The sequence below is a fragment of the Pseudonocardia sp. genome (assembly GCF_025465255.1).
GTDB lineage: Bacteria > Actinomycetota > Actinomycetes > Mycobacteriales > Pseudonocardiaceae > Pseudonocardia.
Map to the genome: position 1 here is coordinate 17,970 of NZ_JAODNI010000193.1, position 22,529 is coordinate 40,498.

Consider the following 22,529-nt stretch of genomic DNA (forward strand, 5'->3'; position numbering starts at 1 on the left):
GCCGGAGCCGGGCGGCTCCTGTCACCGCCTCGCGGACCGCGTCGAGGCGCGCGTCCACGGCCCGTGCGTCGGCGCCGGGATCGAGCTGCCCGCCTTCGCCGGACGCGTCGTCGCGGCCCCGGACACGACGTTCCGGCTGCCCGAGATCGGCATGGGCCTCATCCCGGGCGGGCGGGACCGTGAGCATCCCGCGCCGGATCGGGCGCTGGCGCACCCTGCACCTGGCGCTGGGCGGCGGCCCGCTCGGCGCCGCGGACGCCCTGGAGTGGGGACTCGTCGACGCCGTCGGGGCCTGGGCCGGCCCCGACGCCGTCAGCCGCGCAGGAAGGCCGCGACCAGCTCGGTGAACTCCGCGGCCCGCTCGATCTGGGTCCAGTGCCCGCACCGGGCGAAGACGTGCAGGTCTGCGTCCGGCAGCAGGTTCACCATCGTCCAGGACACCCCGGGCGGGACCACCTTGTCCTCCCGGCCGTGGACCAGCAGCGACGGCGTCCGGATCCCGCGGACCTGCTCCTCGGTGATCGAGAGGTCGTTCCCGGCGTGCTTCGGGTCGAAGAACATCGCCCGGTACGCGTCGTAGGTCTCGACGCTGGCCTCGTACCGGATCCGCACCAGCTCGTCGGTGATGATCGACCTGTCGACGGCGAAGTAGTCCAGCAGCAGGGCCCGCATGTTCTCGGGGGAGGGCTCGTAGGCCCGCAACGCCTTCAGCCCGTCGGTGATCGTCATGCCGACGCCGGGGGAGCCCATCAGCACCATCCGGGAGACCCGGTCCGGGTGCTGCTCGGCCAGCGCGAGGGAGATGCGCCCGCCCAGGGAGTTCCCGACCAGCGACGCCCGCTCGATCCCGAGCGCGTCCATGAACCCGACGACGTGGTCCGTCCAGGTCTGCAGCGAGTACCGGACGTCGTCCGGCCGGGAGGTGGCGCCGTACCCCACGATGTCCGGCGCGAGGACCCGGAACTCCTGGGCGAGGCCGGGGATCGTCTTCTGCCAGTTCGCCCACCCGGAGACGCCCGGCCCGGAGCCGTGCAGCAGCAGGACGGGGTCGCCCGCGCCGGCGTCGAGGTAGAAGGTGTCGATCGGCCCGACGGCGATCCGGTGGCCCGTGCTGATGTCCGTGGTGGCGGTCACGACTGCTCCCCGAAGACGGCGAAAACCTTGTTGGAGTTGAAGACGTCGGTCTCCACGAAGGTCGACCAGTCCAGCGTCATGCCGAGCTCCTTCATGGCCCCGACCAGGCAGAACCAGTTCAACATCTCGTGCTGGCCGGCGTCGACGATCGCCGGCCCGGTGACGGCGCGCCAGGTGTCGGTGTCCCCGCGCACGAACGCGTCGTAGAGGCGGCGGTCCGCCGCGGTGTCCGGGCGGAGGTGCCAGTCCTTGTCCACGAGGAACGCGTGCGACCAGCTCGACGACGCGACGAGCGCGACGCGCTTCTCGGTGCCGGCGAGCGTCCGCGCGACCGCGGCGCCGAGGTCCATGCACCGCGCCGGCGACGGGCCGACCGGGTCCAGCTGCTCGTCCCTGATCTCGGCGAACCGGGCCAGGCCGCCGCGCCGGGCGATGGCGTGCTGGCCGTAGCAGTTCACCGTGATCGGGACGATCGGGTACGGGAACTCGGTCCCGGCGTTGTCGTAGTCCAGGAACAGCTGGGTGTTGGCGATGGCGTGGGGAAACGGCGCGTTCTCCCGCTTGGCGTAGGAGTACGCGACGTCGAAACCCTCATGGAGCAGGCCGTCGGCGAGCCGGCGGGACACGCCGCGGTCGCCTTTCAGCGTGAACGTCATGTGGTCCGGGCGGCCCCAGGCGTTGGGGCTGCCCCGGTTGTTCATCAGCTCGAACGGCTCCACCTCGGTGTCTCCGTAGGCGAGCACGCAGAACGGCGGGACGACCTCCTCGCGGAAGTTCTCGTACTGGTCGTCGCCCCAGACCAGGACGAAGTCCGGCCGGAAAGCGTCGAGCTCCTTGCGGGTGCGGGCCAGGCCCTCCCGCAGCTCGGCACGGTGCCGGGCGGCGGCCGCGACCCCGCCGTCGTCACCCCACTCCTGCTGCATGCGCGCAGGCCAGGTGGCCGGGTCCTTGAGCTCGGCCGGGATGTCCGGGTCCGTCAGCGTCCAGCGCAGCAGGCCCGCCATTTGCTCGTCCGTACCCGCCAGCAGGGGATAGTGGGTCAGTCCCAGTCCGAGGAACTCCGCCATGACCGCCTCCTCGTCCCCGACGTCGTCGCCGGGACCCCTGCGACCCTAGACAAACCTGCATACAGGTTTCAAGGGTGGCCCGGGATCAGACCGGCGAGCGGGACGGGTCCTCCGCGCGCACGAGGTCGTGCCGGTGCAGGCTCATCAGCTTCGTCAGGGCCTCGCGGTCGCCGTCCCGGATCGCGGCGACGATCTCGCCGTGCACGGCGATGCTGTGCGCGTACATCTCCTCGTGCCCGGGGATCAGCTCCACCCGGGTCAGGGTTCCGGTGATGATCGCGGCGATCGCCTCGTACATCCCGGCGAGCACGGGGATCCGGGCGGCGCGCGCGATCGCGAGGTGCAGCCGCATGTTCGCCTCCAGGAACGCCCGGGCCCCGGCCGCCGCCCGCATCTCCTCGACCGCCCACTCCATGTCCCGCACGTCCGCGGGCCCGGCGCGGTCCAGCGCCACCGAGGTGAGGGTGTCCTCCAGGTGCGTCCGGGCCTCGAAGAGGCCGAGGGGATCCGTGCTGCTGCCGGAGAACCAGAGGTCGAGGGCGCCCAGCCGGACCTGCGGCGGCCGGCTCGATACGAACACGCCACCGCCGGGCCCGGGCCGCACGATCACCAGCTCGCGGTCCCGCAGGATCCGCAGTGCCTCGTTCATCACGGTCGGGCTGACCCGGTGCCGCGCCATGAGGTCCGTGCGCCGGCCCAGCGAGGTGCCGACCGGGGTGCGCTCGGCCAGCAGCGTGTTCTCGATGTCGGCGGCGACCTGCTGGGCGCGTGACGGCATGGCGGGAGCCTACACGGGAGAAAATGCAATGTCTTGAATCATGTGTGCAGGATTGTTAGCGTCACACCGCCCTGACGCCGACGTCCCCGGGGGTCGAGAAGCCCATGCCCACCACGATTCCCGAGGGCGTGATCGACGTGCACACGCACGCGATCGCGGACCGGCTCCCGGACCTCGCCGGGCGCCCCGGCCGCTGGCCGTCGGTGGAGCGCACGGCCGAGGACAGGGCGAACATCCTGCTCGACGGCCGCATCTACCGGGAGATCGACGACCGGTGCTGGTCCGCGGCCCGGCGGCTGCGGGACATGGACGCCGAGGGCGTCGCCGCGCAGGTGGTCTCGCCGATCCCGGTGACGCTGTGCCACGACCAGCCCGCCGACGGGGCGGCCGTCCTCGCCGCCGCCCAGAACGACTTCCTCGCCTCACTGGTGGCCGAGGCGCCGGGCCGGCTCCTCGCCCTCGGCGCGGTTCCGCTGCAGGACCCGGAGCGGGCCGTCGCCGAGCTCGCGCGCTGCGTCGACGAGCTGGGCTTCCTCGGCGTCGAGATCGGCACCCGGGCCGGGGACACCGAGCTGAACGACCCGTCCCTCGACCCGTTCTTCGACGCCGCCGCCGAGCGCGGGGCGTTCGTCCTCGTGCATCCCGTGGACCTCACCCTGGACCCGCGGCTCGCCGCGCTCGGCATCGGCTTCGGGCTCGGCATGCCGGTGGAGACGGCCACCGCGGCGGCCGGGCTGCTCACCGGCCGCCCCCGCCGGCCCGGCGTGCGGCTGTGCCTCGCCCACGGCGGGGGAGCGCTGCCCGCGATCCTGCCCCGGCTGGACCGCGGCGCGGTGCTCGCCGGGCGCGGGGACGAGCCCCTGCCGAGCGAGCGGGCCCGCGAGCTGTGGTGCGACTCGCTGACCTACGAGTCCGCCAGCCTCGACCTCGCCGTCACCCGGTTCGGCGCGGAGCACGTCCTGCTCGGCACGGACTACCCGTTCGCCGCCCGCGAGGCCCCGCCGGGCGCCGTCCTGTCCGGCGTGGACCCGTCCCTCGCCGCGGCGGTCCGCCGCGCCAACGCCCTGGACGTGATCGACGCCGTCCACCCCCTCCTCGCCTGATCCCGCCCCTGAGCCGGCCGAACTGGAGCCCACCATGACCGCGACGTTCGACCCCACCCGGCAGCTGGCACCGTCCGGCCCGCTCGTCGAGGAGGACCGCGAGCACCACCGCTTCAGGGTGCACCGCTCGACCATGACCTCGCCGGAGATCCACGCGCTGGAGCTGGAGCGGGTCTTCGGGCACAGCTGGCTCTACGTCGGGCACGAGTCAGAGATCCGGGAGCCGGGGGACTACGTGCGCCGCCCCGTCGGCAACCGCGCCGTGTTCATGGTCCGGAACAAGGCGGGCGAGGTGAAGGTCTTCCACAACAGCTGCAGCCACCGCGGCGCGGTGGTGTGCCGCAAGGACTCCGGCAACGCCAAGGTCTTCCAGTGCTTCTACCACGCCTGGTCGTTCGACACGGACGGGAAGCTGGTGGGGGTCCCGGACCGGGAGGCCTACGGGGACGGGCTGGACTTCGGCGCGCTGGGCCTGCGGCCGGTCGCGCGGGTGGAGAGCTACCGCGGCTTCGTGTTCCTCAGCTACGACCCGGACATCATGGGCCTCGTCGACTACCTGGCGGGCGCGGCCGAGTACCTCGACCTCGTCGTCGACGCCACCGGGGACGCGGAGATCATCCGCGGTACCAACGAGTACGCGATCGACGCCAACTGGAAGCTGTTGGCGGAGAACAGCATCGACGGCTACCACGCCGTCCCGACCCACGACACGTACTTCAAGTACCTCGTCTCGCTCGGGACGGACCTGTCCGGCGGGGTCGCGGGCACGGCGAAGTCGCTCGGCAACGGCCACGCGGTGCTGGAGTACGCGGCGCCGTGGGGACGGCCGGTGGCGAAGTGGGAGCCGCTGTTCGGCGAGGACTCGCGCGAGGAGATCGGCCGGCTGCGGGCGGACCTCGTCGAGAAGTACGGGGAGGCGCGGGCCCGGCGGATGGCGGACACCAACCGCAACATGTTGATCTACCCGAACCTGGTGATCAACGACATCATGGCGATCACCGTGCGCACCTTCATGCCCACCTCCGCGGACCGGATGGAGGTCACCGCCTGGGAGATGGCGCCCCGGGACGAGCTGCCCCAGCTGCGCCAGCGCCGCCTGGACAGCTTCCTGACCTTCCTCGGCCCGGGCGGGTTCGCGACCCCGGACGACATCGAGGCCCTGGAGTCCTGCCAGCAGGGCTTCCACAGCGGGGGCCTGGAGTGGAACGACCTCTCCCGCGGCATGGCCCGGGATCCCCTGGCGAACGACGAGGAACAGATGCGGGCCTTCTGGCGGCAGTGGAACTCCCAGGTCACGGGGGTCGAGCGATGACCGCGCTCGAGCCCGCACCCGTCGTGACCGGCGTCCGCGACGTGACCCGGGCCGACGTCGAGGACTTCCTCTACGCCGAGGCCGAGCTGCTCGACGCCTGGGAGCTCGACACCTGGATCGCCCTCTTCACCGCCGACTGCCGCTACGTCGTCCCCTGCAACGACACCCCGGAGGGCGACCCGACCCGGGACCTCGTCCTGATCGACGACAACGCGCTGCGGCTCCGCTCCCGGGTGGAGCGGCTCAACAGCCGCAAGGCCCATCGCGAGTACCCGCACTCGACGACGAGCCACCAGGTCTCGAACGTGCGCCTGCGGCCGGTCGAGGGGGAGGAGCTGCCGGTCGTCGCGGAGTTCACGGTGTGGCGGTTCCGCGGTGAGCGCTCGACCACCTACGTGGGCCGCTACGCCTACCGGCTCCGCGTCGTCGACGGGCACCTGCGGATCGCCGCGAAGCGCGCGACCCTCGCCATGGGCTCGCTGCGCCAGGTCGCCGACGTGGCGATCATCCTGTGACCGATCATCCTGTGACCGGGCATCCTGTAAGCGGGCATCCTGTGGGCGGGCCGCTCGACGGGCATACCGCGATCGTCACCGGCGGCGCCACCGGGATCGGCCTGGCCATCTCCCGGCGGCTGCTCGCCGACGGCGCCCGCGTGCTGGTCGCGGCCCGCACCGAGGCCGAGCTCAAGACCGGCCTCGACGATCTCGACGGCCCGGTCGCGGGCTTCGTCGGCGACCTCTCCGTAGCGGGGACGGCCGAGGACATGCTCGCCGCGGCCGTGGAGGCGTTCGGCGGGGTGGACGCGCTGGTCAACAACGCCGGCGGGGGCGTCATCCTCCCGACGTTGCAGCACACCGAGGAGACGCTGCGCGCCACGATCGACAACAACCTCTGGACGACGCTGCGGGCCACCCTCGCGCTGCTGCCGCACCTCGTCCAGCGCGGCGGCGGCCGGATCGTCAACATCGGCGCGGAGTCCGTCCGCAACGGCCTCACCGCGCACGCGGTCTACAACGCGGCGAAGGGCGGCGTGCACGGGCTGACCAGCGGGCTCGCCCGGGAGTTCGCCGGGGCCGGGATCTCGGTCAACACCGTGGCGCCGTCGTACGTCGAGACGCCCGAGATCGCGGCGGCCGTCGAGGCCGGCACGCTGCCGGAGGCGCTGCGCCCGGTGCTGGAGGACGCGGTCGCCCTGATCCCGTACGGCCGGGCCGGCACGCCCGACGAGGTCGCCGGCACCGTCGCCTACCTGCTGCGGCCCGAGGCGGCCTTCGTCACCGGGCAGGTGATCAGCGTCAACGGCGGCAGCAGCATGGGGTGACCGGCCTCCCGAGCTCTCCCAGGCGCCCCGGAGTGGCGTCGGGGGCCCGCACACGACACCCTCAGGCGGTGATCCGCGCTCACGGCAAGTCCCTCCTCGTCCGGACCGCGATCGTCGTGGAGGGCGTCGTCGACGGCCTGGTGACGCTCGTCGTCCTCCTGCGCGGGCGGCGCCGGCCGCTGGTCCTGCCGTTCGTCGGGCACGGTTCGCCGCAGCGCATCCGGGTCGGCGCGCGGGTGGTGCTCGGCCGCTCGGAAGCCGTCCCGGACGCGATCCCGGCCGGGGAGCCGGCCCGGCCCGCCGCGAAGCGGCGTTCCCGGCGGGCCGTGTTCCTGGCGAGCGTCAGCCGGTTCTTCACCATCGAGCTCCCGCGCGCCGCGGTCGTCGTGCGGACCCCCGCCCGGGCGAGCGAGTTCCGCGCGGACCGGGACGGGTACCTCGACGTCGTCGTCGACGACCCGGGGTTCGAGCCGGGCTGGCACGACGTCGAGCTGGCCCTGGACGACGGGACGTCCGCGACCGCGCCCGTGCTGGTCGTCGATCCGCGGGCGGACGTCGGGCTGGTCAGCGACGTCGACGACACGATCCTCGAGACCGGTCTGACCCGAGGGCTGGCGTTCCTCCGGGCGACCCTGCTCACCGAGACCGCGGACCGGGCGCCGCTGCCCGGCGCCGCCGCGCTGTACCGGGCGCTCGTCGCCCCGCGGGGCGGTGTGGGCCGCCCGGTCTTCTACGTCTCGACGAGCCCGTGGAACCTGCACGCGTCCCTGCTGGAGTTCATCGCGCTGCGCGCCTTCCCCCTCGGCCCGCTGCTGCTGACGGACTGGGGACCGGGCCACGGCAGCCTGTTCCGGATCGGGGCCCGCGAGCACAAGACCGGGCTGATCCACCGGATCCTGGAGGAGCACCCGGGGCTGAAGCTCGTGCTGATCGGGGACACCGGGCAGCTCGACCCGGAGATCTACGCGGCGGTCGCGCAGGCCTTCCCGGACCGCGTCCGGGCCGTCTACGTCCGCCGCGCGGGTCCCTGGGAAGCGCGGCGCGACGCCGAGGTCCAGGCCCTCGCCGCCCGGGTCACCGCCCAGGGGGTGCCGATGCTGGTGGTGGAGGACAGCACGGCGATCGCCGAGCACGCCGCCACGATCGGGCTGCTGGAGGGCGGCGCGATCGACGCCGTCCGGTCGGAGACGGGGTCGTAGGAGCCTCCCCGCCGGGGCCGCTCAGCTCTGCCGGCCCCGCGCCGCGCCCGCCAGTTGTCGCCCGAGCCGGGCCCGCTGCCGGGCGGTGAGCCCGGGCAGGTAGGCGGTCGCCAGCGCGTTGCCGATGGCCGGCAGCCCCGCGGGATCGGGGTAGGCCAGGAACCACGGCCGGTACTCGGGCTGGAACTTCGCCTTGAACGCCAGCAACGAGCGGAAGCCGTAGACGGGTTCGAGGGCGCGACCGGTGCCGTCGAGCAGGCGCTGCAGCCCGTCGGGGGCCGCACCGCGGTCGAGCCTGGCCAGAGGTGCGCCGGACAGCGAGAGGAACTCCAGCCCGTCGTCCTGGCAGCGCCGCACGGTGGACGCCACGAGGAACTCGACGACGCCGGCGGACCCGCCGGCGCGGCGGCGCATGAAGTCCATGGTGTAGCCGACGACGGCGCCGTCGCGGCGAACCGGGAGCCAGCTGGTGACCCCGTGCAGCAGCCCGTCCGCGTCGACCGCGAGCATGAGCCGCACGTCGTCGTCGGCGAGCTCGTCGAGGCCGCCCAGGGTGAACCCCAGCTCGGGCAGGTCCTTGTCCGAGACCCACTCCTCCGACAGCGTCCGGATCTGGGCGACGGTGGACCGGGAGCACTCGCCGTACCGGGTCCACACAGGCGTGATGCCGCTCCTCGTGGCGCGGTTCAGCGCCGTCCGGACGTCCTGCCACTTCTTGCCGGTGAAGGCCAGCCCGGGCAGGGACAGCACCGTCTCCTCGGCCACCTGCACCGTCGACCAGCCGAGCCCGCGGGCGATGTCCGCGACCTCGGCTCCGACCGAGTACAGGCACGGCGTCCAGCCCTGCTCGTGGCAGAAGCGGACGAACCCGTGCACCGCGGCGGCGCGGTGGGCGGGCTCGCAGCCGGGCTCGCCGACCGTCAGCGCCGTCCGGCCGACGACGTGGAAGCCGATCACCGCGAGGTCCCGGTCCGGCCCGCCGGGGACGTCGGCCCCGCGGAGGAACCAGTACGACCGGCCGGGCCACGTGATCATGTGCGACAGCGAGGAGCCGCCGGTGTGCGCGAGCACGCGGCGGGCCCGCCCGAGGTCCGAGCCGCTCGACGCGGGTGCGGCCCGGCCGAACGTGCGGACCGCGACGGCCAGCACGACCGTCCAGAACACGACGCCGGTCCAGCCGTACAGAGCGGTGGCCACGGCTCCGACGGGCCGGAACGGCACCTCGACGCCCCGCAGGTAGCCCGGCGGGAGGAAGCGCTCGGGCAGGCCGCGCACCAGCTCGACGAGACCGGGCGGCCGGTCGTACTGCGCGCCGGCGGCGAGACTGCCCAGCACGTACACCGTGCACACCGCCACGCCGGTGCCCAGGATCTGCGCCGCCCGGCGCCGCAAGGCTTCCGTGGCCCGCCCGGCGCTGAACGCGTGCCGGGCCGCGACGAGCGCGCCGACGACGGCGAGCGGCTGCAGCGCCGGGAGCACGAGGGCGAGCCATCCGTGCAGGTGCGACGGCGTCGTCGAGCGCGCCACGAGGAACAGGCCGAGGGCCCCGAGGGCGGTGTTCAGGGCGACGGCGGCGGTCCACGCCGCCCGACGTCCCCTGCGGAGGCCCTCGGCGGCGGCGAGCAGGAGGAGCACCGGCATCACCGACATGATCCCGGGGCCGAGGCCGGACAGCCGCAGCCGGGCGTGCGCGCGGGCGCACTCCCGCGCGGTCCCGCCCGCGCACGCCTCGGCGAGGTTCGCCGGGTCCGGTGCGGGCTCGACCACGAAGCGGAGCACGGACAGCGGCCCGACCCGGGTCTGCGCGACGGCGGCGATCAGCGGGCCGACGGCCGAGGCGGCGACGATCAACGCCAGCAGCACCCGCGTCTCGGGCCGGGACGGCGCCGACGGCCGGGAGCCCGGCGGGAACAGGATCCGGCCCACGGCCAGCCCGGTCACGCCGACCACGAGGCGGAGCACGTCGGGCAGCAGCCCGGAGTAGAGCGCCATCGTCGCCAGGCCGACCAGCGCCAGGAGTCGGACCCGGCGGCGCCAGAGCACCGGGAGGGCGGCCGAGCCGGCGAGCGCGGCGCCGATCACCGCCGCTCCCGGACCGACGGCGACGGAGGCGGCGAGCTGGTCCGACCACCGGCCGCCGGAGAGGCGGAGAAACGCGACCGCGCCGATCCCCGCCGTGGAGCCGAAGACCTGGACGAGTAGGAGGAGTGCCGCGGTCCGCCGGCTGCCGAGGCGCCGTTCCAGGACCGGCAGCACACCCACCAGCACAAGGGTGGCGGTGGCGTAGGCCCCGGGCCCGGAGGCGAAGAAGGGTGCGGTGAGCAGGAACCACCAGCGTCCGGCCGCGGCCGGGCCGAGGCCGGCGCCGACCTCGGCGAGCAGGTTCCGGGAGGGGCCGTGGGCCAGCGACCCGGTCAGCGCCCCGGCTCCCCAGAGCGTGAGCAGCAGGGCGACGGTGAGCGGAAACCTGCGCAGTGTTTCCCACGCGGCGGCGGAGCGGGAGGGCTCGGGCGGCTGTGGAGCCGCGGTCACCCGAGGCGTGTCGTCGGTCAGGTTCACGGTGTCGGCCCGATCCGGGTGCCGAGCCAGGGCAGGGCGGCATCGAGGCCGGGACCCCAGACCCTCCAGGCGAGATTCGCCTGGTTCGCCGGCGGCACGCCCAGCGCGGCGCCGACCGGCGGGAACTGCCCGTAGTAGCGGTTGACCCCCGATGCCGCGGCGACGACGACGGCCGCCGCGGCGAGCCCCAGCCCGAGCGCCCGGCCGACCGCGGCCGCCCGGGACCGTCGTCTCCCGGTGAGCCGCTGCGCCAGGAGCGCGAGGGCGAGGGCCGTGACGCCGAGGTACACCAGCGCGTCGACGGGCAGCGGGTCGGGGAACGGCCGCCAGATGCGGTCGACGACGACCGCGGTGGCCACGGGCACGAGCAGCGCGACCAGCACGGCGCGCGGGACGCTCCGGCTCCACCACGTCGCGTCCCGGCGCGCGAGCAACGCGACCAGCCCGGCGGCGCCGAGCACCGTCAGCGTCGCCGGGACGGCGCCGGTCAGCACCGACCACCCGAGCACGGCGGAGGTCACGGCCCGGCGACGTTCTCGTGCTGTTCCACGGTGACGGCCATGGCATCCCCCTCGGCGTCCGCGACGCGGATCCGGCTGCCCCGAGCGCTTGCCCGAGGGGAGTCCGGCGCGGCCGACGACGACCCGCGCGGCTCCTGCACCAGGCTCGCGCGGGGGCCGTCCGGGGACCATCGTGCGCACCCCCGGGACGGGGAGAGCACACCCCACTCAGGGCGTAGGGCGTGCACCCCCGTCCCGCGAGGTCCGCGGGCCGGGCGCGGCCGCGCTCAGTCCGCCGCCGTGAACCCCTTCGCCCGGCCCGGGTCCTGCGGCCCCCAGAGCGTGCTGAAGACCTCCCGGCGGACCAGGGGCGCGACCTCCTCGGCGAAGCGCGTCAGCACCTCCTGCTGCTGCGCCCACGGGAGCACCGGGTTCACCGAGACCGACTGGACGTCGTGCCGGTAGGTCTTGTGGTAGTCGAGGATCTTCGCCGCGACCCGCTCCGGGGTCCCGACGAGGGCGGGCCCGTGGGCGACGGCGTCCTCGATCGTGGTGAACGCCATCGTCTTGCCGGCGCGGGCGTCCCCGGCGTGCGCGGCGGCGAGCTTGGCGGCCATGAACTCGTAGAGCGGCCGGTACTGCGTGATCGCCTCCTCGTCGGTGTCGGCGAGGAAGAGGCCGCCGGAGCCGGAGCCGACGTAGCCCAGCGCAGGATCGTGCCCGTGCGCCGCGAGCTGCTCGCGGTAGCGGTCGATCAGGACCAGGTAGTTCTCCCGCGGCTGCAGGGCGTTCGCGGTGAAGATCGGGTCTCCCCACTTCGCGGCGAGATCGACGGCCGCTGTGGAGGTCGCCGAGCCGTGCCAGATCCGGAACGGGCCGTCGAACGGGCGCGGGAACGTCGTCGCGGCCGTCAGATCCGCGTGGTGCGTCCCCTCCCAGGCCACGTCCTCCTCGCGGAGCAGTCGGCGCAGCAGCTCGTAGTTCTCCGTGAGGTACTCGTACTGCTCGCCGATGTCCAGGCCGAAGAGCGGGAAGTGCTTGTCCTCGTTGCCCTTGCCGATCACGATCTCCAGCCGGCCGCCGGAGAGCTGGTCGATCGTCGCGTAGTCCTCGGCGACGCGGACCGGGTCCAGCAGGGACAGCACGGTGACCCCGGTGCTCAGCAGGATCCGTTCGGTGGCGTTGGCGAGGGCGCCGAGCAGGACGGTCGGGGCCGACGACACGAACTCGCCCGCGTGCCGCTCACCCACGGCGTAGGAGTCGAAGCCCAGCCTCTCGACGAGGACGGCGGTCTCCACCACCCGTTCCAGCCGCTCGTGCACCGAGATCAGCTCCCCGGTCACCGGATGCGGGGAGTGGGGGACGATGTCCAGGACCTGGAACCTCATGAGCCCACTCCGGGGATGGCGTCGGCCGGGGGCCGCGCGTCGCCCAGGCCGAGGTGGTCGCGCAGGGTGGTGCCCTCGTACTCGGTGCGGAACGACCCGCGCTCCTGCAGCAGCGGGACCACGGTGTCCGCGAATTCGTCGAGGCCGCCCGGGGTGAGGTGCGGGACGAGCACGAAGCCGTCACTGGCGTCCGCCTGGACGAACTCGTCGAGCGCGTCCGCGACCTTCTCCGGCGTCCCGACGAACGACTGCCGGCCGGTGACCTCGATGATCAACTCCCGGGTCGAGAGGTGCTTGGCCTCGGCCAGCTCGCGCCACTGCCGGGCCGTCGCGATCGGGTCCCGGTACATCCGCACGCTCGCCCGGCCGCGGGCGATGGTGTTCTCCCCGACGAGCGGGTCGGCCTCGGGCAGCGGGCCGTCCGGGTCGTGGTCCGACAGGTCCCGGTTCCAGAGCTGCTCGAGGAACTTGATCGCGGTCTGCCCGCTGACCTGCTGGTGCCGGATGACGTCCGCCTTCTCCTGCGCCTCGGCGTCCGTGTCCCCCAGGACGAACGTGGCCGCCGGGAGGATCTTCAGGTCGCCGGCGGCGCGGCCGTACTTCGCCAGCCGCCCCTTGACGTCCGCGTAGAACTCGCGGCCGGCGTCCAGGGTGCCGTGCCGGGTGAAGATCGCGTCCGCGCTCGACGAGGCGAACTCGCGGCCCTCCTCGGAGTCCCCGGCCTGCAGGATCACCGGACGGGTCTGCGGGCTGCGGGGTACCGAGAACCGGCCCCTGATGTCGAACTGGTCGGACGAGACGTCGAACCGGCCGGCGTCGGGGTCGGCGAGGAAGACGCCGGACTCCTTGTCCGCCACGATCTCGTCCCCGCGCCAGGAGTCGAACAGCGCCCAGGTGGCGGCCAGGAACTCCTTCGCGCGCAGGTAGCGCTTCTCCTGCGGCAGGAACCCGCCGCGGCGGAAGTTCTCGCCGGTGAACTCGTCCCAGGACGTGACGACGTTCCACGCCGCCCGGCCCGCCGACAGGTGGTCCAGCGAGGCGAACTGGCGGGCGATCTCGTACGGCTCGTTGAACGTCGAGTTGATCGTCCCGGCCAGGCCGAGGCGCTCGGTGACGGCGGCGAGCGCGGCCAGCACGGCCATGGTGTCCGGCCGGCCGACGACGTCCAGGTCGTAGATCTGCCCGTTCTGCTCGCGCAGCCGCAGCCCCTCGGCGAGGAACAGGAAGTCGAACTTCGCCCGCTCGGCGGTCTGCGCGAAGTGCACGAACGACCGGAAGTCGATGTGGCTGCCCGCCGCCGGGTCGCTCCAGACGGTGGTGTTGTTGACGCCGGGGAAGTGCGCGGCGAGGTGGATCTGCTTCTTGGCCATGATCGTCGTCCCCTCAGACGGCCGCGTAGCGGTTGGCGGGCCGGGTCAGGCCGAGCAGCCCGCGCAGGGTGTCCGCCTCGTAGGCGGTGCGGAAGGCGCCGCGGCGCTGCAGCTCGGGGACGAGGCCGCGGGTGATCTGCTCCAGGTCGTGGGGGAGGCCGCCGGGCCGCAGCCGGACGCCGCCGAGCCCCGCCTCCCGCCACTCCAGCACCAGGTCGGCCAGCTCGACCGGAGTCCCGACGAAGATCCGCGCGTCGCTGATCAGCTCCCGGCCGAGCAGCGCGTCGAGCCGCGCCTTGCGGTCCGCGGCCGCGGCCGCGTCGTCGTCCAGGAAGACGACGACGTCCCCGAGCACGTGCACAGTCTCGTCCGCCCGGCCGGCGACGGCCTGCTCGGCGCGGACCTCGGCGAGGATCGCGCGGGCGTCCGCGGCGTCCCGCGGGGTGACGAACCCGAGGTCCGCCGAGCGGCCGACGAGCCGGTAGGCCACCGTGCGGTGCGCGAGCGCGGCGACGATCGGCTGGCCCTGCGGCGGCCGCGGGGTGATCGAGGGGCCGCGGACGGAGAAGTGCGGGCCCTCGAAGTCGATGTAGTGCAGCTTCTCCCGGTCCACGAATCGGCCGGTGGCCGCGTCGCGGATCTCGGCGTCGTCCTCCCAGCTGTCCCAGAGCCGGCGCACGACCTCGACGTAGTCCGCGGCCTCGTCGAACAGGTCCGTGATCGGGCCCCCGTCCGTGTCGGCGGAGTCCGCGCGGCCCGGCTCGAAGGGCTCGACCGTCCGGCGGCCGAACAGCGCCGCCTCGTCCGGCCGGCTCGACACCCGGACCCGGACCCCGGCGCGCCCGGTGCTCACCCAGTCCAGCGTCGCGACGGCCTTGGACGCGTGGAACGGCTCGGTGTGGGTGACGACGGCGGTCGGGACGATCCCGACGTGCTCGGTCAGCGGGGCGACCCGAGCCGCGACCAGTACCGCGTCCAGCCGGCCGCGGACCTGGTCGGTGCGGTCGTCCGGCCTGCCGGGGTTCGACGACTGGAGGCCGAAGGAGTCCTCGATCGTCACCAGGTCCAGCAGGCCGCGCTCGGCCTCCTGGACGAGGTCGGTCCAGTACCGGGCGTCGAGGAGCTCGGTAGGTCTGGCCTCGGGCTCACGCCAGGCGGCGGGGTGCCAGCCGGCGCCGTCGAGGGCGACCGCGATATGGAGGGGGGTGAGGGGGAGGGGATTTCGTGGGTCGCTCACGGGCGAGGTCCTTCACGGGAGGATTCGCACACAGCTCTCCCCGGAAGACGGGGACATCGCCGGTGCCGGGCCGGGGCGGTTACGCCGGACAGTGGCCGGGAGGCGAGCCGACGCCGTCGAGCCACAGCCGTGCGACGAGCACAACGGGCATCGGACGTCTCTTTCCGTGAGGCGACGAGGTCCCCACCACAGTAACCAGCAGGGGGGCCGGCAGGGCAGCGTGAAGCACCGCACAGGCAGCCGGGGAATAGATCGACTGCGCTGTGCGGACACTGCCGGACGACGCGACTACGCCTGCGCGGACTCCTCGGCCGGCCGCTGGACCAGCAACGACATCCCCTGGTGCTCCTCCAGCTCGAGGGTGAAGCTCCGCAGGTCGTCGACTGCGGCGATCACCTCGCCGGTGAACATGTCCGACACCTGGGCGCCGGGGGGCAGCTCCACCGAGTGGACGGTGCCGGCGATCGGCTCGTTGGCGAAGTTCAGCACGGTGAGCTGCAGCTGCGCCGGGTCGTCGAGCTGGTGGACGAGCACGAGCATCCCCTTGTGCGAGACGTCCGGGACGTCCACCTGGCGGCTGACGGCGATCCGGTAGTGCGAGCGGACCTTCAGGATCGCCTGCAGCTGGCGCAGGAAGCTGGCCTCGTCCGCGAGCTGGTCCGGGATGGTGCCGTAGAGGCTGCGGCCCCGGGGCATCCCCGCGGCCGACTTCGTCGCCTTGGGATTGACGCCCATCAGGTCGTGCGCGGCGCGATGGATCCAGCGCGTGTCCCCGGTGTCCAGCAGGTCACCGACCTCCTCGGGGGGCAGCGTGAGCATGCCGCAGAGGTCCCAGCCGGAGAGCGCGAAGACCCCCGGCTGCAGCGCGTTGAACATGGCCAGCAGCAGGTGTGCGCGGCGGATCCGGTCGATGTCGTCGATCTCGTCGAGGTCCGTGACCCCCAGTGTGGCCGCGATGACCGTGGCCGTGGTGCAGGCGATGCCGTTGGTGGTGAACACCAGGTTGTACGGGGCGTTCGGACCGGTCAGGTGCTCGCAGAGGTCCCGGCGCACGGAGTCCCCGAGCTCGCCGCCGGTGATCTCCGCGCCCTTGTAGGTGTAGACGTCGTGCTGGTGCCCGGTCGACCAGTGCACGAGCTCGTAGGTGAGCTCGTCGTGGTTCTGCATGGCGTGCACCAGGGACGCCGGGTCCACGCCGAGCTCGAGCGAGGTGCGCAGGGTGAGCCGGAGGAACTCGGTGTCCGCGGTGGCCAGGGCGTGCTGGTAGGCGGGCCAGTTGATGAAGTCGTAGGACAGGTCCGCGCCGGCCTCGGAGGTGACGCGGATGTCGTCGATCGTCAGGTTCAGCTCCTGGAAGGTGAACCCGCCGACCTTGCGGACCATGCTCGCGATGAGGTGATTCGCGGCCTCGGAGAGCGGGTGGCCCTCCGACCAGGCCGGGTTGCCCTCCGACGCGCTCTTCTCGACGCCGAGGAAGCCGTTCGCGTCCAGCCGCAGCGCCCCGGATCCGAGGTCCGCCAGCGAGTGCAGCGCGTCGCCGATGACCATCCGCATCCCGGCGAACGACGGGTCCAGCCAGTTGATCGACGGCTGGCCGTCCTTGAAGTAGTGCAGGTAGACCCAGCGGCGCTCGACGCCGTCGATCCCGACGACCGGGCGGGTCACGCTCCAGTTCGTCTCCTTGACGCCCTCGGCGTAGAAGATCACGCGCTGCAGCGGGCCGATGATGTAGCCGGCCTTGTCCAGCCACTCCTCGCACGCCGCGTCGATGTTGACCGAGTCCTTCCCCGGCGGGACCTCCGGCAGCGCGCTCCAGTCGTCCTGGTCGATCTCGACCATGTGGTAGATGCCGGGGTAGTCCGCGTACTTCATCTCGGCGAGCCGGAAGTCCGCGCCCTTGCCGGTGTGCCCGGGGACGACGTCGTCGATGATCGTGCCGCCCCACCAGGTCGCCGCGCCGCACATGGCCCGGAACTCGGCCTCGGTGCCGAAGGCGGGATCGATCTGGGTGCTGATCCGGTCGAAGTGCCCGTCGACGCTCGGGGTGTACTGCCAGCCGGAGATGCCGCCGGCGCGCTTGACCGGGCCGGTGTGCACGGCCTCGATCCCGATGCTGGAGAAGGCCTCCCACATCGCGTCGTCCGCCATCACGGCGAGGAACGACTCACCCGGCCGGGTGATCAGTGAGAGCGGGTAGGCGGTGAACCAGACCGACGCCGTCTCGACGGCCTGGCGCGGGCCGGGGTTGGCGAACGGGTTCTGCCACATCGAGCCCTGGCCGGAGAACTGCCGGCTGATCTCGTTGGCGTCCGAGAGCATCGACTGGTTGAGCAGCCAGGACACGTAGGCCGGGTTCTCCCCGGTCGCCGGACCGTCCTGGGCCACGGAGTGGCGCGCGAAGGGCGACTTGACGCGGGCGCGGTGCCGGAGGCTGCGGGGACGGGCCGGATGGAAGTGTTCGACGTAGGTGATCTCGCTGGGCTCGTGCGCCTGCTCCTCCTGAGCCTCCGGCGTGTCCGACATCCGCTCTCCCCACGATGATCGTCCCTGGTCAGCCGACCATGCGAGGTGGCGCGCCCCACCGCGCCGGCACCATGATCCCCGGCAAGCTGGGTTACCGGTTCGGCTGATCACCAATCATCGCTTCCACCCGTCGAACGCTCGCATCCGAGGTGGTCCACGTTCTCCCGCGCCGCGGGGGTGCTAAGGGGGTCCGGCGCTCCCTCGGCTCGGAGCTCGCTCGGCTCAGGGCTCCCTCGGCTCAGCGCTCCGCGGACTCCGCCCAGAGGTTGATCCCCGCGTCCACCGCGTGCTCGTCGATCCGCGCGAGCTCGGCGTCGTCGAAGGTGGGGTTCTCGAGCGCGCCGAGGCTGTCGTCGAGCTGCGCGACGCTGCTGGCGCCGATGAGGACCGACGTGACCCGGGGGTCCCGCAGCGCCCAGGCCAGCGCCATCTGCGCGAGCGTCTGGCCGCGGTCCTTCGCCATCGCGTCGAGCGCGCGGACGTGCGCGAGCGACTTCTCGGTGAGCAGGTCGGGGGACAGCGACTTGCCCTGGGCCGCGCGGGAGCCCGTCGGGACGCCGTCGAGGTACTTCGAGGTCAGCATGCCCTGCGCGAGCGGGGAGAAGGCGATGCAGCCGACGCCGGTGTCGCCCAGGACGTCGAGCAGGTCGTCCTCGATCCAGCGGTTGAGCATCGAGTACGACGGCTGGTGAATCAGCAGCGGCGTCCCGAGATCCTTCAGGATCGCGGCGGCCTCGCGGGTGCGCTCGGCGCTGTAGGAGGAGATGCCGGCGTAGAGCGCGCGGCCGGAGCGGACCGCGGTGTCGAGCGCCCCCATCGTCTCCTCGAGCGGCGTGGTGGGGTCGTAGCGGTGGCTGTAGAAGATGTCGACGTACTCGACGCCCATCCGGTCGAGCGACTGGTCGAGGCTCGCGAGCAGGTGCTTCCGCGAACCGCCGCCCTGGCCGTACGGGCCGGGCCACATGTCGTAGCCGGCCTTGGTGGAGAGGACGAGCTCGTCGCGGTACGGCCGGAGGTCCTGGGCGAACAGCGTGCCGAAGTTGCGCTCGGCGCCGCCGTAGGGCGGACCGTAGTTGTTGGCCAGGTCGAAGTGCGTGACGCCGCGGTCGAACGCGCGCCGCAGGATCGCGCGCTGGGTGTCCAGCGGCATGTCGTCGCCGAAGTTGTGCCACAGCCCGAGGGAGATCGCGGGCAGGTCCAGCCCGCTGCGCCCGCAGCGCCGGAAGGTGACGGAGGTCGGCGAGTCGTAGCGGTCGGGGGCGGCGAGGTAGGTCACGCCGCCATCCTGCAGCACACGGTGCCCGTGTGAAGGGCGACCACGGGCCGGTGTCGATCGGGCCGGGTCGCCACCACACGGAAGCATCGGGGCCCACCTCTTGACGCAATCCAAAGGTTGCCATACTGTAGCAATCACTCAGTTGCTACTTGTGGAGGTTGGCATGGGATTCCCCGATCGCATCGAGCGGGTCGTCGAGATCGCCCACCCGCCGGCCAAGGTGTGGGCCGCGCTCACCACGGCCGAGGGCCTGAGCACCTGGTTCGGCAACCAGGCGACGATCGACCTGCGTCCGGGCGGCTCGGCCCAGATGTCCTGGACCGGCGGCCACAAGGCCGACATGCGCGTCGAGCGCGTCGAGGAGCCGACGGTGTTCGGCTTCACCTGGCAGATCTTCGGCCTGCCCGAGGACGACCCGCGTCGCACGTATGTCGAGTTCACGCTCGAGCCGGTCGGTGCGGGGACGCGGCTGACCGTCGTCGAGACCGGCTTCGCCCAGTTGCCGGAGGACGCCCACAGCAAGGCGTACGGCGGCAACACCGAGGGCTGGGCGAGCGAGCTTGGCGAGCTGGTCGACTACCTCGATGCCGCCTGACATCGAGGCGACCGCCGAACAGGTCTTCGTCGCCCTGGCCGACCCGAGCCGGCGCGCCATCCTGGCCGCGCTGGCGTCGGGCGGTCCCGCCACGGCCACGGACCTGGCCGGTCTCCTGCCGATCACGCGGCAGGCGATCGCCAAGCATCTGGCCCTGCTGGCCGAGGCCGGCCTGGTGACGGCCGAACCGGGGGAGCGGCGCCGGGTGCGGTACCGGCTCCGCTCCGCCCCGATGCAGGTGGCGCAGCAGTTCCTGGCCGCGCTGGCCCGCGACTGGGACAGCTCGCTCGACGCGTTGAAGGACCACCTCGATCGATGAGCCCGGCCCTCAACCCACGGGCACGCACATTCCACTCCTACACACGACGCGAAAGGCGAGGAATCATGAGTGACCACGGTTTCACCACCGGCTTCTCGGTGGAGCGAACGACTGCGAAGGAAGCCTTCGACGCCATCAGGAACGTTCGTGGATGGTGGTCGGAAGAGATCGACGGCGGCACCGCCGAGCTCGGTGACGAGTTCACGTATCACTACGAGGACGTTCACCGCTGCACGATCCGGGTGACGGAGGTGGTCCCCGACCGGAGAATCTCCTGGCTCGTGGTGGAGAACCACTTCGACTTCACCGAGGACGAGACCGAGTGGACGGGCACCACGATCAGCTTCGACATCTCCGAGAAGGACGGCCGGACCGAGGTCCGCTTCACGCACGAGGGCCTGGTTCCCGAGTACGAGTGCTTCGACGTTTGTGCCACCTCATGGGGTTTCTACGTCGACGGCAGCCTGCGAAACCTGATCACCACCGGTGAAGGGCAGCCCAACGGCCGCGGTCGCCCGCGCGTTCCCGCCGAAGAAGCCGCAAGTACGACGTTCACGAGCGCATGAGCTCGGACCCGAACCGGAAGGCGGACATCATGATGAAGACACCCCCGATCGTTCCGCTGCGGGAGTGGGAGGCTGCGCGCCGGCAGCTGCTCGTGCAGGAGAAGGAGATGACCCGCGCCCGTGATGCCCTGGCCGCGGAGCGTCGGCGGATGCCGTGGCTGGCCGTCGAGAAGGAGTACGAGTTCGACGGGGCTGAGGGTAGGTCGACACTGCTCGACCTGTTCGAGGGTCGTCGTCAGCTGATCGTCTACCGCGCCTTCTTCGAGCCCGGTGTGTTCGGCTGGCCCGACCATGCTTGCAAGGGTTGTTCACTGGTGGCCGATCAGGTCGCCCACGTCGCCCATCTGAATGCCCGTGACACCACGCTCGCCTTCGTCTCGCGCGCGCCGCAGCCGGACATCGCGCGGGTGAAGGCGCGGATGGGCTGGACGATGCCCTGGTACACCATGACCGACGAGTTCGACACCGACTTCGGTGTGGACGAGTGGCACGGCACGAACGCGTTCCTCCGCGACGGCGACCGCGTGTTCCGCACCTACTTCATCAACAACCGTGGCGACGAGGCATTGGGGAGCACCTGGAGCTACCTCGACATGACCGCCCTCGGGCGGCAGGAGGAGTGGGAGGACTCGCCCGAGGGCTATCCCCGGACGCCGCCGTACGAGTGGTGGAACTGGCACGACGAATACGGCGACGCCGACCCGTCGCAGGGGCGGCTCACACCCGCCGAGGCGGCGGGTCCGTCGTAGCGCGACGTCCGGCGCGCCCCCACCGCAAGCCGGTCCACCTTCCGGGTCGCTGGTCAGTGGCCGTTCGGCGACTCTCGTCGATCAAGGCCAAAAGGGGCGTCAATCGATCACCACGAGCGCCCTTCTGTCCTTGATCGCCCCAGCGGGGCGACCCTCTATCCATGATCGCCGAGCCACACTCCTGGCGGCCGGACAGGCGTTGTCCTTCCGGTCGTCGGCGCGGTTCGCGCGGCCCGGCGGCTCAGCGGCGCTCCACCCGGCCGTGCGGCGAGCTGAGCCGTCAGCCAGCCGAACATCGTCGCCTGGCCGAACCGGGGCGTGAGGGGCTGGCAGTGCTGGTTCGCGCCGTCCTCCCGGGTGAAGCGCACGATCTGATGGGGGCCGGTGAGCAGGGTGGCGAGTTCGACGGACTGGCCCGGCCAGAACTGCTCGTCCTCGGGCTCGGTGATCAACAAAGGGGTGCGGATCTGTCCGGCGACGTCGCGCAGTTGGTATCGGCGGACGGCGGTGAACAGGTCGTAGGGGTCGTCGATGTCGAACGGGCGGGCCCGGAAGGCGAAGGTGCGTGCGGTGTCGGGATCCTGCCCGGCCTGCGACATGTAGTGGTCGAAGACATCCTTCTGCCCGCTGTCGAGGAGCTCGATCATCTCCGGAGGGAGGTAGGCGGTCCACGAGGTGGACACGTCGACGACGCCGGGGTCGGCGACCGCGGCGACGAACCGGTGCTCGAAGGCCAGCGCACGGGGCAGCCAGAACCCGCCCTGGCTGAGGCCGTAGGCCGTGAGTGCGGCGGCGTCGACGTCCGGACGGGCGACGAGCGCGTCGACGACCGGGGTGAGCACGGCCTCCCAGTCCGGCCGGAACGGCACATGGCGCTCGAAGAGCATCGACTGCTGCCCGGGCCCGTCGTAGACGAAGGCGTTCCAGCCGCGGTCCAACGCCTCCGCGGCGCCGCTCGCCCACAGGTCCGCCACCGAGCCGTCGCTGCCGTTGGTCATCACCAGGGTCGGACGCGCGCTGCCGGAGGTGTCCGGGCGCAGCAGGTAGCCGGGGAGGGTGGTGTCCTCGTACGGCACGTCGACCCGGACGAACCGGCCACCGGAGGCGTCGATCATCGCGTCCCAGCAGCGCCGCGAGCTGCGGAAGGTCGGCACGGCGACCGCGTCGGCCTGCTCGGCGGGCAGGCCGTCGACGGCGCCGAGGGCCCGGGAGTAGGCGGCCGACGCGGAGAGGTACGCCCAGGACGCGCCGACCGGATCGGCCGCGACGGTCGCGTCGGCGAGCCGGACGAGCTGATCGGCCCGCTCGGACCATGCGGTGAACCAGCTCTGCCGGTCGCCGTCGACGATCCGCGCGGCGGTGGCGAGCCACATGCCGAGATCCCCGGCGCCGTAGCCGGTGGCCCCGAGGGCGCAGCGGAAGGCGTAGTCGAAGTCGGCATCAGCGAAGAACGGCCGGACGACCCCGGTGGTGACGGTTCGGGTCGGGTCCGCGTTCGGCGCGACGGGCATGAGGCGTTCCCTTCGAAGA

Annotated in this window: 21 protein-coding genes; 10 read left to right on the forward strand and 11 right to left on the reverse strand. The window is 72.6% G+C overall.

Translation table 11 applies throughout. The annotated features are described in order from the left end of the window. Nucleotides 1-179 precede the first annotated feature (179 nt). The gene (locus JWP64_RS23220) at nucleotides 180-347 is read left to right on the forward strand and encodes a hypothetical protein (protein ID WP_297500863.1); all 168 of its coding nucleotides are present in this window, start codon (nucleotides 180-182) and stop codon (nucleotides 345-347) included. On the opposite strand, the gene JWP64_RS23225 is transcribed toward JWP64_RS23220, so the two are convergent. From JWP64_RS23225 to JWP64_RS23235, 3 genes are all read right to left on the reverse strand, one after another. After that, nucleotides 313-1,134 (reverse strand): alpha/beta fold hydrolase, encoded by an 822-nt coding sequence (locus JWP64_RS23225; protein ID WP_297500866.1) that lies wholly within the window; start codon nucleotides 1,132-1,134, stop codon nucleotides 313-315. The genes JWP64_RS23220 and JWP64_RS23225 overlap by 35 nt on opposite strands. Next, complete coding sequence (locus JWP64_RS23230) at nucleotides 1,131-2,201, reverse strand: extradiol ring-cleavage dioxygenase (protein ID WP_297500868.1); 1,071 nt, start codon at nucleotides 2,199-2,201, stop codon at nucleotides 1,131-1,133. The genes JWP64_RS23225 and JWP64_RS23230 overlap by 4 nt, the downstream gene beginning before the upstream one ends. An 85-nt stretch (nucleotides 2,202-2,286) precedes the next feature. Beyond that, nucleotides 2,287-2,979 (reverse strand): FCD domain-containing protein, encoded by a 693-nt coding sequence (locus JWP64_RS23235; RefSeq protein WP_297500871.1) that lies wholly within the window; start codon nucleotides 2,977-2,979, stop codon nucleotides 2,287-2,289. Between the two features lie 104 nt (nucleotides 2,980-3,083). Here JWP64_RS23235 and JWP64_RS23240 point away from each other — a divergent pair, with 104 nt between their 5' ends. The 5 genes from JWP64_RS23240 (at nucleotide 3,084) to JWP64_RS23260 (ending at nucleotide 7,917) form a co-directional block, all read left to right on the forward strand. Further along, nucleotides 3,084-4,082, forward strand: coding sequence for an amidohydrolase family protein (locus JWP64_RS23240; RefSeq protein ID WP_297500874.1), 999 nt, complete (start codon nucleotides 3,084-3,086; stop codon nucleotides 4,080-4,082). A 34-nt stretch (nucleotides 4,083-4,116) separates the two neighbouring features. Beyond that, nucleotides 4,117-5,394, forward strand: a complete 1,278-nt coding sequence (locus JWP64_RS23245) for an aromatic ring-hydroxylating dioxygenase subunit alpha (protein ID WP_297500877.1) — start codon at nucleotides 4,117-4,119, stop codon at nucleotides 5,392-5,394. Continuing rightward, on the forward strand, nucleotides 5,391-5,909 hold the full coding sequence (locus JWP64_RS23250) for an aromatic-ring-hydroxylating dioxygenase subunit beta (protein ID WP_297500880.1): 519 nt from the start codon (nucleotides 5,391-5,393) through the stop codon (nucleotides 5,907-5,909). The genes JWP64_RS23245 and JWP64_RS23250 overlap by 4 nt, the downstream gene beginning before the upstream one ends. Nucleotides 5,910-5,950: 41 nt before the next feature. After that, nucleotides 5,951-6,718, forward strand: a complete 768-nt coding sequence (locus tag JWP64_RS23255; protein ID WP_297500883.1) for an SDR family NAD(P)-dependent oxidoreductase — start codon at nucleotides 5,951-5,953, stop codon at nucleotides 6,716-6,718. Nucleotides 6,719-6,786: 68 nt separating this feature from the next. Then, on the forward strand, nucleotides 6,787-7,917 hold the full coding sequence (locus JWP64_RS23260; RefSeq protein ID WP_297500886.1) for a phosphatase domain-containing protein: 1,131 nt from the start codon (nucleotides 6,787-6,789) through the stop codon (nucleotides 7,915-7,917). Between the two features lie 21 nt (nucleotides 7,918-7,938). Here the strand turns inward: JWP64_RS23260 and JWP64_RS23265 are convergent, their stop codons facing one another. The 7 genes from JWP64_RS23265 to mgrA form a co-directional block, all read right to left on the reverse strand. Continuing rightward, nucleotides 7,939-10,449 (reverse strand): bifunctional lysylphosphatidylglycerol flippase/synthetase MprF, encoded by a 2,511-nt coding sequence (locus JWP64_RS23265; protein WP_297500888.1) that lies wholly within the window; start codon nucleotides 10,447-10,449, stop codon nucleotides 7,939-7,941. A 23-nt stretch (nucleotides 10,450-10,472) separates the two neighbouring features. After that, nucleotides 10,473-10,997, reverse strand: a complete 525-nt coding sequence (locus JWP64_RS23270) for a hypothetical protein (RefSeq protein WP_297500890.1) — start codon at nucleotides 10,995-10,997, stop codon at nucleotides 10,473-10,475. Between the two features lie 266 nt (nucleotides 10,998-11,263). Next, a complete protein-coding gene (locus JWP64_RS23275; protein ID WP_297500894.1) occupies nucleotides 11,264-12,364 on the reverse strand; it encodes an LLM class flavin-dependent oxidoreductase in 1,101 nt (366 codons plus the stop codon). Further along, nucleotides 12,361-13,734, reverse strand: a complete 1,374-nt coding sequence (locus JWP64_RS23280) for an NtaA/DmoA family FMN-dependent monooxygenase (RefSeq protein ID WP_297500896.1) — start codon at nucleotides 13,732-13,734, stop codon at nucleotides 12,361-12,363. Before JWP64_RS23280 ends, JWP64_RS23275 begins: the two co-directional genes overlap by 4 nt. A 13-nt stretch (nucleotides 13,735-13,747) precedes the next feature. After that, nucleotides 13,748-14,971, reverse strand: coding sequence for an LLM class flavin-dependent oxidoreductase (locus JWP64_RS23285; protein ID WP_297500899.1), 1,224 nt, complete (start codon nucleotides 14,969-14,971; stop codon nucleotides 13,748-13,750). A 288-nt stretch (nucleotides 14,972-15,259) separates the two neighbouring features. Next, the gene (gene treS, locus JWP64_RS23290) at nucleotides 15,260-17,494 is read right to left on the reverse strand and encodes a maltose alpha-D-glucosyltransferase (RefSeq protein WP_297500902.1); all 2,235 of its coding nucleotides are present in this window, start codon (nucleotides 17,492-17,494) and stop codon (nucleotides 15,260-15,262) included. Nucleotides 17,495-17,732: 238 nt separating this feature from the next. Further along, a complete protein-coding gene (gene mgrA / locus JWP64_RS23295; protein WP_297500905.1) occupies nucleotides 17,733-18,770 on the reverse strand; it encodes an L-glyceraldehyde 3-phosphate reductase in 1,038 nt (345 codons plus the stop codon). Between the two features lie 163 nt (nucleotides 18,771-18,933). Here mgrA and JWP64_RS23300 point away from each other — a divergent pair, with 163 nt between their 5' ends. From JWP64_RS23300 to JWP64_RS23315, 4 genes are read left to right on the forward strand one after another with little or no spacing between them, the layout of a single operon-like run. After that, complete coding sequence (locus tag JWP64_RS23300; protein ID WP_297500907.1) at nucleotides 18,934-19,365, forward strand: SRPBCC domain-containing protein; 432 nt, start codon at nucleotides 18,934-18,936, stop codon at nucleotides 19,363-19,365. Further along, entirely contained in the window at nucleotides 19,355-19,684 is a 330-nt protein-coding gene (locus tag JWP64_RS23305) for a metalloregulator ArsR/SmtB family transcription factor (RefSeq protein WP_297500910.1), read from the forward strand. Before JWP64_RS23300 ends, JWP64_RS23305 begins: the two co-directional genes overlap by 11 nt. Then, the gene (locus JWP64_RS23310; protein WP_297500913.1) at nucleotides 19,681-20,250 is read left to right on the forward strand and encodes an SRPBCC domain-containing protein; all 570 of its coding nucleotides are present in this window, start codon (nucleotides 19,681-19,683) and stop codon (nucleotides 20,248-20,250) included. Before JWP64_RS23305 ends, JWP64_RS23310 begins: the two co-directional genes overlap by 4 nt. 32 nt (nucleotides 20,251-20,282) lie before the next feature. After that, a complete protein-coding gene (locus JWP64_RS23315) occupies nucleotides 20,283-20,999 on the forward strand; it encodes a DUF899 domain-containing protein (RefSeq protein WP_297500917.1) in 717 nt (238 codons plus the stop codon). Nucleotides 21,000-21,154: 155 nt separating this feature from the next. On the opposite strand, the gene JWP64_RS23320 is transcribed toward JWP64_RS23315, so the two are convergent. Beyond that, on the reverse strand, nucleotides 21,155-22,529 hold a 1,375-nt coding region (locus JWP64_RS23320; RefSeq protein ID WP_297500915.1), incomplete at its 5' end, for a prolyl oligopeptidase family serine peptidase.